15 protein-coding genes are annotated in these 17100 nt (G+C 44.5%); 6 read left to right on the top strand and 9 right to left on the bottom strand.

Annotated elements, in window-relative coordinates; all coding sequences use genetic code 11:
* Positions 1 to 162 precede the first annotated feature (162 nt).
* The 6 genes from paaK to paaF form a co-directional block, all read right to left on the bottom strand.
* Entirely contained in the window at positions 163 to 1482 is a 1320-nt protein-coding gene (gene paaK, locus AC0VYG_RS10105) for a phenylacetate--CoA ligase PaaK (protein WP_475432149.1), read from the bottom strand.
* Between the two features lie 152 nt (positions 1483 to 1634).
* Positions 1635 to 2849 (bottom strand): 3-oxoadipyl-CoA thiolase, encoded by a 1215-nt coding sequence (pcaF, locus tag AC0VYG_RS10100; protein WP_475432148.1) that lies wholly within the window; start codon positions 2847 to 2849, stop codon positions 1635 to 1637.
* Positions 2842 to 3306: a hydroxyphenylacetyl-CoA thioesterase PaaI gene (paaI, locus tag AC0VYG_RS10095; protein WP_475432147.1), complete on the bottom strand. Its 465-nt coding sequence runs from the start codon at positions 3304 to 3306 to the stop codon at positions 2842 to 2844. Before paaI ends, pcaF begins: the two co-directional genes overlap by 8 nt.
* Complete coding sequence (paaH, locus tag AC0VYG_RS10090) at positions 3293 to 4828, bottom strand: 3-hydroxyacyl-CoA dehydrogenase PaaH (RefSeq protein ID WP_475432146.1); 1536 nt, start codon at positions 4826 to 4828, stop codon at positions 3293 to 3295. Before paaH ends, paaI begins: the two co-directional genes overlap by 14 nt.
* Positions 4828 to 5619, bottom strand: coding sequence for a 2-(1,2-epoxy-1,2-dihydrophenyl)acetyl-CoA isomerase PaaG (gene paaG, locus AC0VYG_RS10085; RefSeq protein ID WP_475432145.1), 792 nt, complete (start codon positions 5617 to 5619; stop codon positions 4828 to 4830). Before paaG ends, paaH begins: the two co-directional genes overlap by 1 nt.
* Positions 5620 to 5684: 65 nt before the next feature.
* Positions 5685 to 6470, bottom strand: a complete 786-nt coding sequence (gene paaF, locus AC0VYG_RS10080; RefSeq protein WP_475432144.1) for a 2,3-dehydroadipyl-CoA hydratase PaaF — start codon at positions 6468 to 6470, stop codon at positions 5685 to 5687.
* Between the two features lie 375 nt (positions 6471 to 6845).
* Between paaF and AC0VYG_RS10075 the strand changes: the two genes are divergently transcribed.
* Together AC0VYG_RS10075 and paaX are read left to right on the top strand one after the other, a co-directional pair.
* Positions 6846 to 7436 (top strand): phenylacetic acid degradation protein PaaY, encoded by a 591-nt coding sequence (locus AC0VYG_RS10075; RefSeq protein WP_475432143.1) that lies wholly within the window; start codon positions 6846 to 6848, stop codon positions 7434 to 7436.
* A gap of 67 nt (positions 7437 to 7503) precedes the next feature.
* A complete protein-coding gene (gene paaX / locus AC0VYG_RS10070; protein WP_475432142.1) occupies positions 7504 to 8430 on the top strand; it encodes a phenylacetic acid degradation operon negative regulatory protein PaaX in 927 nt (308 codons plus the stop codon).
* A 59-nt stretch (positions 8431 to 8489) separates the two neighbouring features.
* Here the strand turns inward: paaX and AC0VYG_RS10065 are convergent, their stop codons facing one another.
* Entirely contained in the window at positions 8490 to 9809 is a 1320-nt protein-coding gene (locus AC0VYG_RS10065) for a dihydrolipoamide acetyltransferase family protein (protein WP_475432141.1), read from the bottom strand.
* A gap of 9 nt (positions 9810 to 9818) precedes the next feature.
* Entirely contained in the window at positions 9819 to 11924 is a 2106-nt protein-coding gene (locus tag AC0VYG_RS10060) for an alpha-ketoacid dehydrogenase subunit alpha/beta (protein WP_475432140.1), read from the bottom strand.
* Positions 11925 to 12085: 161 nt separating this feature from the next.
* Between AC0VYG_RS10060 and AC0VYG_RS10055 the strand changes: the two genes are divergently transcribed.
* The 4 genes from AC0VYG_RS10055 to AC0VYG_RS10040 all read left to right on the top strand — a co-directional run bounded on the left by AC0VYG_RS10055 (position 12086) and on the right by AC0VYG_RS10040 (position 16335).
* Positions 12086 to 12568, top strand: coding sequence for an Lrp/AsnC family transcriptional regulator (locus AC0VYG_RS10055; RefSeq protein WP_067017185.1), 483 nt, complete (start codon positions 12086 to 12088; stop codon positions 12566 to 12568).
* 247 nt (positions 12569 to 12815) lie between these two features.
* Entirely contained in the window at positions 12816 to 13736 is a 921-nt protein-coding gene (locus AC0VYG_RS10050) for a helix-turn-helix domain-containing protein (RefSeq protein ID WP_475432139.1), read from the top strand.
* A gap of 115 nt (positions 13737 to 13851) precedes the next feature.
* Positions 13852 to 15243: an aldehyde dehydrogenase family protein gene (locus AC0VYG_RS10045; protein ID WP_475432138.1), complete on the top strand. Its 1392-nt coding sequence runs from the start codon at positions 13852 to 13854 to the stop codon at positions 15241 to 15243.
* Between the two features lie 270 nt (positions 15244 to 15513).
* Positions 15514 to 16335 carry a helix-turn-helix domain-containing protein gene (locus AC0VYG_RS10040; RefSeq protein ID WP_475432137.1) on the top strand — a complete coding sequence of 274 codons (822 nt, stop codon included), beginning with the start codon at positions 15514 to 15516 and terminating at the stop codon, positions 16333 to 16335.
* Positions 16336 to 16452: 117 nt separating this feature from the next.
* Here AC0VYG_RS10040 and AC0VYG_RS10035 read toward each other — a convergent pair whose 3' ends face one another.
* Complete coding sequence (locus tag AC0VYG_RS10035) at positions 16453 to 17061, bottom strand: undecaprenyl-diphosphatase (RefSeq protein ID WP_475432136.1); 609 nt, start codon at positions 17059 to 17061, stop codon at positions 16453 to 16455.
* Between the last annotated feature and the right edge of the window lie 39 nt (positions 17062 to 17100).

Below are 17100 nucleotides of genomic sequence, written 5' to 3'. Positions count from 1 at the left end.
CCGCAAAGTCGTAGCAATGAACTCTATTGCTTTCTTATAAGAATACATTAACGACACAATAAAACAATATTTTTTTAAATTAATGTATCATAATTATCGATAATAAAGCCTCTTCCTTCCTCAAAAGAGGCAACTCTCTATTATCAGACAAGAAAAAGATCGTTAAGCGGATGCTCGCTCATCATAAACATGTTTGGCCTTACCCTCTGAACGAGCAATATTGCCTATTTCTCTGAGCTTAACATTGATACTGATGCCCACAGACGACTTCACGTGATGGCGCAGCTGATTGATTGCGTCGTTGATTTTTTGCTCATCAAAATCCGCACATTCAGGACGCAGTTCAACATGTACATCCATACCATCCATATTCCCTTTGCGATACAGATGTATTTCGTAGTTCTCTGAAAAATGATTTACTTTAATCACTTCTTCTTCGATTTGCGTTGGGAAAACGTTCACCCCACGAATAATCATCATGTCATCGCTTCTGCCAGTAATTTTGTCAATGCGGCGCATGCGACGAGCAGTACCGGGTAACAAGCGAGTTAAATCTCGTGTGCGGTAACGAATCATTGGCAGAGCTTCTTTACTGAGGCTGGTAAACACCAATTCGCCCATCTCACCATCTGGCAATACTTCACCCGTATTTGGGTCAACAATTTCAGGGTAGAAATGATCTTCCCAGACCGTTGGTCCATCCTGACTTTCTGCGCATTCCATCGCCACCCCTGGTCCCATAATTTCCGACAAGCCATAAATATCCATGGCACGGATACCGGCTCGCTCTTCAACTGAACGGCGTAACTCATGCGTCCACGGCTCAGCACCAAAAATACCTAGGCGTAGCTTAAGGTCGAGGGGATCAATACCTTGCTTTTCCATTTCATCCAGCAAATTCAACATATAAGATGGCGTCACCATAATAACGTCAGGCTGAAAATCTTGAATCAGACGCACTTGCTTTTCGGTTTGCCCGCCAGACATAGGGATTACCGTGCAACCAAGACGCTCGGCACCATAATGTGCCCCCAAGCCCCCAGTAAACAAACCGTAACCATAGGCATTGTGCAAAATATCTCCTTTGCGTCCGCCCGCAGCACGGATTGAGCGAGCCACAATATTGGCCCAATTATCGATGTCATTTTGAGTGTATCCAACGACCGTTGGTTTACCCGTTGTACCACTTGAGGCGTGAAGGCGAACCAGTTGATTCACTGGTGTGGCAAACATCCCGAACGGATAGTTATCACGTAGATCTGATTTGGTAGTGAAAGGAAGTTTGGCAAGATCGTCCAAGGTTTTAATATCATCTGGGTGCAACCCCAACTGATCAAAACGTTGTTTATACATAGGAACATTGTTATAGGCATGATTCACCGACCACTGCAAACGCTCTAATTGATGGGCTCGCAACTCATCAATACTAGCAACTTCCATTGGATCAAGTTGATCTGGATTAAACTGGCTACGAATATCCATTGTTACACTCTCTCTATTTATTATTTTTAGAATTCAGTCTTCACGGTTGCATTCACTCTTGGTAATACAACCTCATGATTTTGACGTCTAGATTCATTCAGTTTTTACGACTACGGCGTAGCCCACAACGCCGCGACGTCACGAACAGAGCCTTAATTTAAGCGCTCAATCACCATTGCTATCCCCTGTCCTACACCAATACACATAGTGCACAAGGCATAACGCTTTTGTTTGACTTCCAACTCATTCAACGCCGTTGTAATCAGTCGCGCACCGCTCATTCCCAGTGGATGACCTAATGCAATGGCACCGCCGTTCGGATTAACTCGAGCATCGTCATCGGCTAAACCCAGTTCACGCAATACCGCCAAGCTTTGCGATGCAAAGGCTTCGTTTAATTCAATAACATCCATATCTGCTAAGGTAAGACCGACTTGTTCGAGCACCTTTTTAGACGCCGGAGCGGGACCGATTCCCATAATGCGCGGCTCAACCCCCGCCGCCGCCATACCTAATACTCGTCCACGGGCTTTTAATCCGTAGGCCTTAGCGGCCGCTTCACTTGCCAACAATAAAGCACAAGCTCCATCATTCACACCCGACGCATTTCCTGCGGTAACGGATCCGTTGCCATCTTTTCGAAAAGGCGTTCCAAGCTTCGACAATACTTCTAAGCTGGTGTCTGCGCGAGGATGCTCATCCTGACTCACTACGACTGGGTCACCTTTACGTTGTGGAATAACCACGGGCACAATCTCTTGCGATAAACGCCCATTCTCTTGAGCGATTGCGGTTTTTTGCTGACTACGCACCGCAAACAAATCTTGATCAGCACGGGAAATGCGAAAATCTTCCGCTACGTTTTCAGCGGTTTCAGGCATAGAGTGGACGCCATATTGCTCCTTCATCAGCTTGTTCACAAAGCGCCAGCCAATGGTCGTGTCATACATTTCTGCTTGACGAGAAAAAGCTTGATCCGCTTTTCCTACAACAAACGGAGCGCGCGACATGGACTCCACACCCCCGGCAATCATCAATCCCGCTTCGCCAGCACGAATGGCTCTGGCCGCCGCGCCAACCGCATCCATACCAGAACCACACAAACGGTTTATCGTCGAGCCTGGCACATTGTGTGGAAGCCCTGCCAACAAGGAAGACATGCGCGCCACATTGCGATTGTCTTCACCAGCCTGGTTCGCACAGCCATACAAGACATCATCAACTTTTGACCAATCCACTGTCGGGTTTCGTTCCATGAGTGTTTTAATAGGAATGGCCCCCAAATCGTCTGCCCTGACTTTAGAAAGCGCACCACCGTAACGTCCGATTGGCGTACGAATAGCATCAATAATAAGCGCATCAGTCATTTACGTTCTCCTGTGAAAGTATTTCACCTTTAAGGCGGTAAGATTTACCGTGAAATAGAGCGATCAATTGATCTTGTTGGTTATGAATCTCGACATCGTAATTTCCGGTACGGCCACCACGACTTTTCTCATGACATCTTGCTGTCAGCACATCCCCTTGAAAAGCGGGAGCGACGTAATCAATGGAACAACCAAGGGCGACGGTCGGTTGGTTGTAGGTATTACAAGCAAACGCAAAGGCCGAATCCGCCAAGGTAAACATATAGCCACCATGACAGGTTTTATGCCCTTGCAGCATAAAGTCTTGCACGGTCATTTTGACCAAAGACTCGCCAGGTGCCGAATCCAGCAACTCAATGTTCAGATGTTGTGTTGCCACATCACGGCGATAAAGTTCCTGAGCGCACTCTTTTGCTAGCCCAAGTGCATCGGTTTGAGTATCGTTATTTGTTTTCATAAAACCCTCTCCCTTGATCTGACAATCGTTTCAACAGTAGAGAGGTACGGTAACGATCTTCCCCGTAAGAAGATTGCAAGGCATTAAGCACCTGCTGGACACGGTCAATACCAATCCGATCAGCCCATACCAGCGGCCCTACCGGATAATTCACACCGTAGCGCATCGCGTTATCGACCCCATCCACACTGGACACACCATTTAATACAGCATCCGCTGCTTCATTCGCCAACATGGCAACGGTGCGCATCACCACCAAAGCAGGAGAATCCGTTATCTCGGAAACCTTAATCCCTGCAGCAAAGAACGCATCCACCACCTGCTGAAAAACGTCATCTGGCGTATTGTGAGCACGAGATAAAGCAAGATGTGTTGTCTTTTGATAATCCAAAGCCAGATCCACCAGCACCAAATTCTCTAGCGACTCGCTATTGGCTCGCTCGCTTGCCATGCGTCCATCGGTCAATACCACTGTCGCATCGCCGATTTTTAAAGCATTAAGCGCTGATGAAGGGTCTTGTTCGATGGTAATGCCCGCACCACTGAGACGCATAACTAATGCAGACAGAGCATCAAGGTTCCCCATAGCCACACATGAAGGCGCAGGATGATGGGAAGGAGGAACACAATGCGGCTCAGGTTTTACCGCACCTTCTTTATAGGAGTAAAAACCTTCGCCACTTTTACGACCAAGGTAACCGGCATCGACCAGATCTTTTTGAATCAAGGAAGGTTGAAAACGAAAGTCACCATAATAAGCATCAAAAACCGAACAGGTCACAGCATAGTTAACATCTTGACCAATTAAATCCGTCAGTTCAAAGGCCCCCATTCGAAAGCCTCCAGCCTCGCGCATTAAGGCATCTAACGTCGCACAATCGGCTACCTGTTCTTGTTTCAGTCGCAGACTTTCTGCATAAAATGGACGTGCCACTCGATTAACAATGAACCCAGGTGTCGATGCCGCATACACAGGGACTTTCCCCCAAGCGGCCGCTGTATCAAATACCGTTGTCGCGATCTCTTTCGAGGTAACCAAACCTGAGACCACTTCCACCAACTTCATAATCGGGGCGGGGTTAAAGAAGTGCATTCCCACCATACGCTCTGGATGTTTCATTCCCGCTGCTAAACGGGTAATGGAAATAGACGAGGTGTTTGTCGCTAAAATACATTGCGCAGAGCAAATAGACTCTAGTTCCGCAAAGACCGCTTGCTTCACGTCCCTATTTTCAACAATCGCCTCAATCACTAGGCCAGCATGTTCAAAATCCGCTAATTCATTTGCCACTTGTAGGTTGGCGACTGTTTGCTGAACTTGCTCTAGGGTGAATTTTTTACGCTCGACTAAGCGGTTCAGTTGCTTTTCAATGGAAGCGATGGCTTCTTTTGCAGCATCAGCACGATTATCATAAAGCTTCACAATATGACCTGATTGAGCTGCTACTTGGGCAATCCCAGCGCCCATGGCACCAGCCCCAATCACACCAATCATCATTGATTTGTCTAAAGCCGCCATCATTATTCTCCTTTAAACTCAGGAGTACGTTTCGCCATAAAAGCAGCCACCCCTTCACGATAATCTTGGGTTTGTCCCGCTAAGCGCTGCAAATCACGCTCTAAAAGCAATTGCTCTTCTAAGCCATGATCAAATGTCTGATTTAACGCCCGCTTAATATAAGCCAACCCTTTTGTAGGTTGCGTCGCCAAATGCTGAGCCAGGGTTAAGGCTTCTTGTCGAAGTAATTCATCATCCACAACGCGGTTGACTAATCCCATTTCCAACGCGGCGTCGGCGCTGACAGGTTCACCCAATAACGCCATTTCTTTTGCCTTTGCCATCCCTACTAAGCGCGGTAAAAACCAAGTACCACCCGAGTCTGGAATCAGCCCAATTTTGCAAAACGCTTGGATAAACTTGGCTGAACGCGCCGCAATAATCAGATCACAGGCTAGAGGAAGATTAGCACCTGCCCCCGCCGCAACACCGTTCACCGCGCAAATAACAGGCATAGGTAAGGCTTGAATGGCTTTAATCAGAGGATTGTAAAATTTCTCGATCGAGAGACCTAAGTCGGGTGCATCAGCAGTGGGATCCACATTGCGATCAGACAAATCCTGCCCGGCACAAAATCCTCGACCTTCCCCAGTCAAAACCAAGGCACGAACCTGTTTATCACTCTTAATTTGTTTAAACGCCTCACGCACCTCTAAGTGCATGGCCTCATTAAAACTATTAAGTGATTTAGGACGATTCAGGCTAAGCAGTGCCACACCCGAGTCCACTGAATATAAGATATGTTGGAAGCTCATTAAGATAACGCTCCTATTATTGTTGGACACTTTGAACACGGCGTGGTGCAAAGGCCTCTTCTAAATTATTGACCCGTAAATTTGGCAGAACGTTTTTCTAAGAAAGCAGCAATGCCCTCTTCACGGTCTTTGGTACCAGCCAATACCGTAAAAGCATGCCTTTCGAAACGTAGACCCGTACTGAGGTCTGTCTCCATGCCTTTTAGTATGGACTCTTTCGCAAGACGTAATGCCAATGGACTTTTTTTAGCAATCTGGGCAGCGACTTCCATCGCTCGGGTAAGGGTTAATTCTGGTTGGGTAATTTCACTAATAAGACCTGCCTCTTTTGCTTGAAGCGCGTTAATCGGCTGGCCTGTCAGCACCATTTGCATGGCAAGGGATTTACCGACAGCACGTACAAGGCGCTGGGTACCACCAGCTCCGGGCATGATGCCTAGATTAATCTCTGGCTGACCAAATTTGGCATCGGTTCCGGCGATAAGAATATCGGCGTGCATTGCGAGTTCGCAGCCCCCCCCTAAACAGTAACCATTAATGGCTGCAATAAGAGGTTTAGGAAAACGGCTAATACTTTGCCAACTTTGTTGACGAGGGTCCTTTAGAATCCCCACCATATCTCGCTCGGCCATTTCTTTTACATCTGCCCCTGCCGCAAACACACGGGCAGAACCAGTTAGTACGACAACTTTCACTGACTCATTCGCTTCAGCTTCTTCTAATGCCAGCGCCAACTCACCCAGCATGGCGGTTGTCAATGCATTTAGCGCTTCAGGACGATGCAACTGAATTTGCTGTACACCATTGGCCGGTGAATGAACATCTAGCATGCTATATAGACTATTGGACATTTGACCTAACTCACTATTTGTTTAACGCACGGTTTATTTTTTTATTTGTCAGCCTTAAAGACGCGATACATTGATCTAAGTCATGATCAGCCATTATAAGATGGACCAAAAAGAGACACAGTTCAATGTTTTTTTTAATTTTTTTTGTATCACTTAAAGGATGTTCAAAAATTTCTCAATAAAGCATTAAAAAACAATAAGTTAAAGATTAAAAAAAGATAAAATTGATTTTTACCAACTGATTACTCGGTAAAAAAACCAAAATTTAGATTAGATTAAGACACAATATTTGTATAAAATTCCAAATAGTTGAAGTATTAAACAGATAGCCAATACCAAATACAAAAAGAGACAAATACAAAAGAGAGAAAAACGATGGCCTGTTACAAAATTGATGGTGTTACGCCTGTAGTTCACCCAACCGCTTATGTTCATCCTACTGCTGTTTTAATTGGTGATGTTATTATTAAACAAGGCTGTTATGTTGGCCCAGGCGCCTGCTTAAGAGGAGACTTTGGCCGTATTACCATGGAGGAAGAATCTAACTTACAAGATAACTGTGTTGTTCATGGGTTTGCTGGCAGTCATACCATCATCGGCAAACATGGGCATATTGGCCATGGCGCTATATTGCATGGTTGTGTTATCGGTGAAGACAGTTTGATCGGTATGAACGCCGTAGTGATGGACGAAGCGAACATTGGACCAGAATCTATTGTCGCCGCAGCGGCCTTTGTTAAAAGTCGTTTTTCTTGTGACGCTCGCTCACTGCTAATGGGCAGTCCAGCAAGGCTCGTCCGACAAGTCGGCGATAAAGAGTTAAAATGGAAACAAACCGGAACGCAAGAGTACATAGACCTGACCACTCGCTGTTTGGAGTCTATGGTTGAGTGTCATCCCTTAACCGAACCTGAAGCCGATAGACCCAGCTTGAAAACGGGCCATCATAAGCCAAAAAATAATTAGCTTTACTCTTAAGGCACCATTTCAGAGAATGGTGCCTTCAATCAAACGATACTCATAGCCTGTCTCAATGAATGAATTAAAAACACTTAACACTCTACTGAAGCGTTTTCAAAACCAAAAACCTATTAGAGCCTCCTCTTTAATTATTTCTCTGTATGGTGATACCATCGAGCCACACGGCAGTACCGTTTGGTTAGGTAGCCTAATCAATGCCCTGGAACCGATAGGCATTAGCGAACGTTTAATGAGAACCTCAATTTTTCGACTGACGCAGGACGGTTGGCTAGAGAGTGAAAAAGTCGGCCGTAAAAGCTATTACCGCTTAACGACGCAAGGACACAGAAAATTCGAGCAAGCTTTTCAGCGCATTTATAGCCCGAACATACAAACTTGGAACGGTTCATGGCTACTCATCATTGGCAGCCATCTCAACCCTGATGAAAAAAAGCAACTAATGGATGAGCTTCAATGGCAAGGCTTTGCCACGTTTTCCACGCAACTGATTGCCAGCCCATGTTGCGACAAACAAACCCTCAAAGCGATTTTGCTCTCCCTTAATCTAGAAGAGAAAGTCATTGTCTTTGAGGCCTCATCAAACACTCAGTTTAGCAACAAACCGATACAAGAATTGGTTAGAGACTGCTGGAATCTGGATGCTCTCAGCCAACATTACCAAGAGTTTATCGAATTATTTTTACCGGTTTGGCAAGAGCTTTCCGAGCTGGATATACTTGACCCGCAGTCTTGTTTTTTAACGCGAACCCTACTGATTCATGACTACCGTAAACTCTTGCTAAGAGACCCGCATTTACCAAGAGAACTTCTCCCAATAGACTGGGAAGGCAGAGCCGCACGTCAGCTGTGCCGAAACATTTATCGCAAACTCACGCCAGCAACGGAAAAATGGATTGAGCACAATCTAGAGTCCGTTCACGGGCCATTGCCAGAAGCTAACGCTTTATTTTATGAGCGTTTTGGCGGTCTTAACATCTAACACGCCCCGGTCATACAGGGCATCAGATAATAACGCCCTGTATGATATTCATTGCCTTGCTACTTTCCCCACTGTTCAATCGTTTCAACAAAATGACTCAGGAATGCGTTCGCCTGATAGGCATCTAATGCCCTATGATCAATGCTAAGGGAAACATAACATTTGGGACGAATGACCATGGTGTCCAGTCCATCTATCTCTTCAACAACCACCCTTTTTTCCAGCTTACCAATGCCCAAAATCGCCACCTGGGGCTGGTTAATAATAATGGGGGCCGCCAACAGGCTACCACTGACTCCATGATTGGATATGGTAAAGGTTCCTCCTTTCATGTCCGCTGGGGTCAACTTACCCTGTCTGGCGCGCTCCGTTTGCTGTTGCAGCAAGGTAGCCACTTCAAACAGTTTCTTCATCTGTACCTGCTTAATAACAGGCACAACAAGTCCATCATCTCCCAACGCGGTCCCCACTCCGATGTTAATGTCTTCCAATACTTCTAAGCTTTCCTCATGAAATCGTGAGTTGATAACAGGGACTTTTTGGATGGCCTGGGCCGCAGCCACCACAAAATACGCGGTAAAGGTCAACTTCACACCCGCTTCATCAAAGCCCATTTTGCACAGTTTCCTGTGCTCTATAACGGCCCCCATATCCATTTCAAACACACTGGTGACATGGGGCGAAGTACGCAGCAGGCTGTCCACCATATGATTGGCAATGGCTTTACGCATGGGCGTATGGGGAATCATTTGGCTCTTTGCTTCGCTATTGTTACCTGACGAGATGGGAGAATCTGAATCATCGGCCCCCATAGCAGGTTTTTCATTGATAAAAGCCAGAATGTCATTTCGAGTCACCCGCCCCCCCATTCCTGTACCAGCAATTTGCTCTATATTGAGATTATGCTTTCTCAGTAACTTTCTAACCGCTGGACCAATAAGATGACGCCGATTTTCTTTTCCTCTTACACGCCCTGCTAATTTAGGCGCTGCGGCATCCTGTGGGCGGTCTTTGTTCGAATGCTCAGACTCAGCAGAATATTGCTCGCTGGTTTCCAACTCGCTACCTATGGATTCGCTGCTTTTCTGTTTTTGATCTTGCGTCAGACCACTTTCTAAATTGCCACAGTCTAAATAGCCACTTTCTAAATAGCCAAATATGGTTTTTTCACCCACCTCTTCACCAGGGGACACAAGCATTTTGTCTATCACCCCATCCTGCTCAGCACACACCTCCATTGCCACTTTGTCGGTCTCAAGCTCAAGGATGGGCGCTCCTTTTGTCACATGCTCCCCTTCTTTCACTAGCCATGTAGACAGGGTGGCGATCGTGCCTTCCAGCGTGTTATTCGGCAATGTAATCTCAATTGATTGATTCATAGCATCCCCTCACACTTCAATTTGGCTTTTCATTGCGTGAGCAATGGTGTCTTCATTGGGAAGTGCTCGATCTAACAAGCCACTATTATGAGGGCTGGGGATATCGGGCATGGTCAAGCGTTTAATGGGTGCATCCAAAGAAAAAAACAGCTCATCCGCAATCGTGGCGGCGATTTCAGCCCCAAAACCAGCGGTTTTATTATCTTCATGAACAATTAGACAACGTCCCGTTTTTTCCACAGATTGAAACACTGCCTCCTTATCCCAAGGCTGAATGGTTCTAAGATCAATCACCTCAATTGCCATATCCAAACCCTTTGCCGCCTTTTCACAGCGCTCTACCATCGCCCCCCAACAGACAACCGTTAGAGCAGTTCCGACTAGAATTGTCCTCGCTTTGCCAAACGGAATTACATAGTCATCTCCAGGATATGGTCTACGGGACCAGCTATTATCCAGCAAAGATCGATGCTCAAAGAAAATGGTTGGATTGTTGTCTCTTAGGGCATAGCGCAACAAACCCACCGCGTCTTCGGCATTAGAAGGCATGGCAAGTTGCCAACCCACTTTATGCGCCCATTCCACTTCGTCACTCATGGAGTGCCATGGGTCACCTCGACGTGCAAACCCTCCGGGAATTCGAACAACCATGGGCGCAGCAAACTGGTTATGGGTACGCCAGCGCATAATTCCCGTATCGGACAGTTGCTCTGCAGCTGGTTCAGCGTACTTACGGAACTGTATTTCCGGCACCGGCATCAACCCATTCAGCGCCATCCCCACAGAACGCCCAATAATCCCTTCTTCAGATAAGCTAGTGTCAAACACTCTGGCGTCACCAAACTTTTCATTCAGTCCTAAGGTTGCACCGTGCACTCCTCCTTTTGGTCCAACATCCTCACCAAAGACAATCACTTTGGGGTTAGTAGACAATTCATAATCCAGTGTTTTACGAATGGCTGTGATCATATTAAGACGGGAACCCTCAGGTTTGGGTTCTTCACTATGATCAGGAAAACGATGACCATCCGCTGCCAACCCGCCTCTAAGTTGCACCTGATCTTTTTCCGCGTAAACAAAGCGAGTCAATTGCTCTGGATCCGGCTGTGTACGCTGCTTCGCCCGCTCAACGGACTCACGAATCTCTCGATTAGACTGTGCTTCTAGCTCTTCCCATTCCTCCAAACTCATCAGGTCGTTTTTTAGTAGATAGCGTTTGAGTTTAGGGAGCGGATCTCGTGCTTGCTCTTCAGCAATAAAATCGGCCGTTTTATAGGTTTGTGTGTCCTGGAAAGTATGCCCACATAGACGAGGCACTTTCAGCCTTAATAAACAGGTACCTTTACCGGAACGGACATAATCCACGGCTTCTTTTATCAGCAATGGCGTCCGTTGCGGGTCTGTACCATCACCATCGATAATTTTCAGGTTTTTATAAGAACGTAGGTTAGCGACTTGATCGCCACCTGGGGTTTGCACCCCTTGAGGGACAGATATACCGTAACCATTGTCTTCAATATAAAACAAATGCGGCAAATGATTGGTGGTTGCAATATTCAATGCCGACCAAAAACCGCTGGTTGACATGGAGGCATCCCCTCCCATGGAAACGCCAATGGCCCCCGTATAACTAAAATCTTTTAATTGATTTTTACGATAAAGAATGGACTGTGCCCAACCAGAGATCGGCGTGTATTGCGCCCCGACGCCGCCACACATAGGAAACAGCATGGCACCATTTCTATTGGCATTGGGAAAATTACATACCACGCCAATGTCTCTTCCATCACTGTAGCCTCCGGCTTTGGCCATTGGGGAAGCAACAACATCATCTAAATGAATGCCAAGGCTCATTACAAAAGGTCTAGACCGATAATAGCCGGTTGCCCCATCGTGAGGATGGGTTAGCAGAGAGCCTAACAAAATCTGGGCAAAATCGTGACCACGGGCAGAAAACTGATTAAACACCAGCTTTTCAGGCACCAATTCTTTCTCTTCAATCTCATCAAGGGCTCGCGATTGCAACATCAATCGGCTGATATGCCTCCAATCGACAGCAGGCTCACTTTTAGGGGGACGCTTTGTGCGGGTAGCTTCTCTCAATACTTGATTCATAGTCGTACACCATTTTGTTGGCAGCTTTTCAGCTTTATTGTTATTGGTATGATGTAGTTAATGTTATCGATACTTCAGCGAAATTATCTTTCTTAATTGCTGAGCTTTTGCCAAACTAAGCAATATCGTTTCTCCAAATAACAATAAATGGAAACATTCTTATGCTTGATAAGTTTGATATCAGTATATTAGCCGCTTTACAAAAAGACGGACGCTTAAGTAACAAGGAGTTAGCCGAGAAGATTGGTCTCTCGACCGCGCCATGCTGGCGACGCTTAAAACGTTTGGAGGATGAAGGCTATATAACCAACTATACGGCTGAGTTAAACGCCAAAAAAGTGAACTTGCATGTGATCGCTTTTGCTCAAGTGTCAATGGACAACCATCACCCAGAAACCTTGGCCCCCTTTTTGACAATTGTACGGGAATGCCCAGAAATACAAGAATGCCATTCCGTCAGCGGTGATTGCGATTTCCTGTTAAAAATCATCACCAAAAACTTAGACAGTTATGACGAGCTGTTAAGTAAAAAGCTGCTCCAAGCCAAAGGCGTGCGCTCCGTCAACACCATGTTTTCAATGAAACAGCCCAAAATCACCAGAGAATTTCCTTTGAGCTTATTTCCCATCAGTGAACCGACTTGACGACCCACTACTGCCATTTTGATTGCCAAAAGCGCTTGGCGATAGCACCTTGGATGTTGTACTGTTGACAGTAATGGAGCCCCATATTGTTGGATTTCTCGTCATTGAGCTTTCGTCGAGCCATGAGCAGGTTCAATAATGACCCGGTAAGGTCTATCAAATAACAATAATGAAGAAGACCTTTGTGTGAAATCGCGGACGAAGCCGCCGTGCAAAGGTCTCATAAAGAAACTCCAATGAGGTCTAGATGAAACCACTTCTTCAATCTCATCATAATCACTTGCCCGTTGAGGTGTTTGCTTCTGAACTCCATCAAGTCTGCGGATTATTTAACATAGAGCCTCAATCCAGCTCGAGTGTTATTAATGGTGGCATAACAACAAGGCACTTTGGCGCATTTGAGGCCGCGATTGTTGATGTTGACTCTGTGCATATAGAACGGGATAAAGCATCCATACGCCAAGACCCTGGGGAATACTTTTTCCTATTAATACAAGATTCAGGATACAGCCAGGTTCAGCAAGGGAATAATTCTGTGGGGTTACGTCCTGGCGATATGTTTCTTGTCGATTCCGTCAAACCGTCTCTTTTTCGATACGATTATGGCCAATCCCGTCAAATATCGTTTCATATTCCCCGTGAAGAAGCCATACATCGCTTTGGTAATGTCGATTGTGGTGTAAACATCTCGCGGGATGATCCTCTTTGGCTTGCCATATACTCTGTTCTAAAGAAAATGGTTGACTATGAATGTATGGATCAACAGCATCTGGGCGAAGCGTTTATTAGCTTAATCAGCGCCTACCTTCATACTAATCATCGGGTTGATCATGCAGAGCCAAGTGAACAGTTACTGTCAAAAGCCTTAGCGCTCATTAACCGCCATTACTTAAATTCAAACTTTTCTCCACGGGAAATCGCATCTCATCTGAATATTTCCGAACGAACATTACAACGACATTTTCAAGTGTTAGGTGAAACCCCCAAACATAGAATTATCAGTTCACGACTGGAATATGCCTACAAGCAGCTTTGTTTACGAAAAGACGGTTTACTGAATGAAAGCATTACGGATATAGCATTACGTTCTGGATTCAATGATTTATCCTACTTTTATCGCGAGTTTCGCAAAAAATACAACATGCCTCCCAGCTTGATGGAACAATGACGTAATCGTCCAATACGGTTGGCGGATAAATCCAAGCCCCCTATCAAGAAGAGTTTTTATGATCTTAGTTAGTCGCAATTTTTAATGCACCGAGTCACTAGAGAGAATAAAAACAATGAATAGTTCCGCTTATAATGTAACCAAAAATACGCCTTTTGAAGTGTTTAATCCTTCTACAGGTGAGCTTATCGGTCATGCACCGAACATGGCCAATGATGAACTAAACGCCGCCGTAGAATCAGCCAAGTCCGCCTTTGTTTCATGGTCGTCATTATCGGATGAGGAGCTTCAAAAAAACTGTCTTGCTGTCACTCAAGCGATACAAGATCACTCCGAAGAGCTGGCTAAACTGGTCACACTGGAGCAAGGAAAACCTTTGAATGGTCTAGGCTCTCGTTGGGAGATAGGGGGTGCCGTCGCTTGGGCAGACTATACATCGAACCTTTCTCTTCCTGCTAAAACCTTACAAGATAACCAAGACGGCAAAGTTGAGCTATACAGAAAACCTCTGGGTGTTGTTGGCTCGATTACCCCTTGGAATTTTCCAGTGATGATCGCCATTTGGCACATAATGCCCGCCTTAAGAACTGGTAACACGGTGGTTATTAAACCCTCCCCAAGTACACCGCTATCCACCATTCGTCTCATAGAAATCATGCAAGAAGCCTTACCTACAGGTGTTGTGAATGTTGTCACAGGTGACGACAAAACATTTAACCTAGGTGCTGCCATGTCTGCCCATCCAGATATTAGAAAAATTGTCTTTACTGGTTCCTGTGCAACAGGTCAGAAAGTCATGCAGTCTGCAGCAACCACCATGAAGAGACTGACCCTAGAATTAGGGGGCAATGACGCCGGCATCGTCTTACCAGATGTTGACCCTAGCGCCATTGCAGAAGGGTTATTTTGGGGTGCTTTTATTAATAATGGTCAAACTTGTGCGGCAATGAAACGATTGTATGTTCATGAGTCTGTTTATGATGCGGTATGCGAGTCACTTGTTGCATTTGCTAAAAATATACCCGTCGGTGACGGCATGGATGAAGCCAGCATATTAGGGCCAATCCAAAACAAAGCGCAATTTGATAAAGTGTCTCAATTAGTTTCTGAAGCCAAAGAATGTGGGAAAGTGTTATTAGGGGGCGATCCAGGTGAAGGCCTTTTCTTTCCACCCACTATCATTGCCGACTTACAAAATGGCGACTCTCTAGTGGATGAAGAGCAGTTTGGACCTGCATTACCCATTATAAAATACTCGAATATTGATGATGCCATTCGTTCTGCTAATGATAGCCCTAATGGCCTTGGCGGTTCCGTCTGGTCATCTGATATTGATATGGCAAAGAAAGTCGCTGCTCGAATGGAGTGTGGCTCTGTTTGGATTAATAAACACGGCGCTATTCAACCCAATGCGCCTTTTGGTGGCGTGAAATCCTCTGGTTTCGGCGTCGAGTTCTCAGAAGAAGGCTTAATGGAATACACCGATATCCAAGTTATCTTTAGCTGATTTCGGTTGCCTTGCCATCCATAGGGTATGACTGAATGATCAGCCCTATGGATCATACTTTTTAAAATTATGTGCTAAGACCTTTGCATACACACCAGACTGCAGTACTCTATAAAAGGTCTTTTTTAAAATAATAATAATCGAGAGTTAAACATGAAAGATAATTAATAATAAAATATCTCATTCAGCTTGAGTATTATTAAGAATTGGTATCCGCTTTTTAAACCGGAAAACCACAATAAAAGAATAATAACAAATTGGTTATCCAATATGATTGAAAATTATAGCATTGCTAAAATCAAGTCAAAACAGCCTTGGTTTGTCCTTTGTGCAGCCGAAGAGTATTCGGTCAAAGTATCTAACATCCCCTTTGTGTCGCATTTTTATAGCTTTGAGTCCGCATCATCAGAAGTTACTAATGCCATTCCAGATGGTTGTATTGATATTTTATTTGATTGTGACAGCTCTAAGCCAAAAGCAACCGTTTGTGGAACAACACTCGGAGCAGAAGCGGTGGAATTCACCTATAAACATCGTTATTTTGGCGTCCGATTTTCTGCAACCTCTACACCTAATTTCCTGAGCCTTTCGGCGTCTGAATTAGTCAACCAAAGGCCAGAATTTAAAGATATTGCTCTTAAAATAAATGACTTATTTGAACAAGTTGCAAGCCAAGACTCTTTTACTAATCAAGTTCTATTATTTTCCAAATTTTTAATAAAACATGGCATTAGAAATCATTCAAGTCTTTCAAAACAAGTTATTCAATACATTTTCGTTAATAAAGGGAATGTTCAAATAAAAGAATTAGAAAACATAACAGGGTATACTTGTCGCACAATACAAAGACAATTTTTATTAGACACAGGCATGACGCCTAAAACATTCTGTCGCATTGTTCGAGTTCAATCTGCTTTATATGAGATAAATTTAAATACCCATACAAAACCTTCTGAGTTAGCCTATCGACTAGGATTTTCGGACCAAGCACATTTTACGCGCGAATTTAAATCACTGACGAATACAACACCAAACCATTACGTTAACCGAATAGAAGAAAGTATGTATTTAGAAAAAGTTAAATTTTATTAATCATTAAATTTCTTGTAACTATCTTGTTCAAATTGCAAAATTACAGCACTTATTATGAGTGCTGTAATGCCCAGAGAATTTATTCCACTACTTCTATGAAACAGACAAAGGTCACCATTATTTTTCATGGGTAAATAGACGTAAAAAACCTATTTTATTTTCCAACGCTCTAAAAATAACCATATTAAGTTGTTTTAAATAATCTTTTAATAGCCAAGTTAGTATAAAAGCAATGCATGACACCACGATGGAACCAACAATATCGAAGGGATAATGAACACCACAAAACACCCGAGCTAAACCACCTATTACGCCGAGCACCAAAAGAATTTGACCAATATGTCGAGTCTCAGTGTAAGTAAAAAGCCCTAATGCGACTGAAACCATCAAGGTTGTGTGGTCTGATGGCATTGACGTATCAGGCAAATGAGGAATTAGTTCTGTACCAAGATGATTCATAAACGGTCTTGGATGAAAATAAAACAAAGCAATTAAAAAATTAATAGAAAGCCCTATCAACATGGTATAGCCAGACAGAAAGGCAGCATGACGCCTCTTCTTTTGAAGAGAAGGCGAAACGTTATTAAAAAAACCTAACCACATCAGTACTAAGGCGAAAAGAATGGGAAGATATTCTGCCAGAATTTCCATTAATTGATCCAAAATAGCGTTTGCCCCCGCAAAATGGTTAATCATTAAAAATAGAGATTGGTTTAAATGTTCCACTTTATCGCCTCAGAATAGAATACAGTAAAAGCATGTTGA

It is taken from the genome of Marinomonas sp. 63XJN7_7_ISO-PGPR-S23-202, from assembly GCF_056173505.1.
This window is presented reverse-complemented; position numbering and strand designations above follow the sequence as displayed.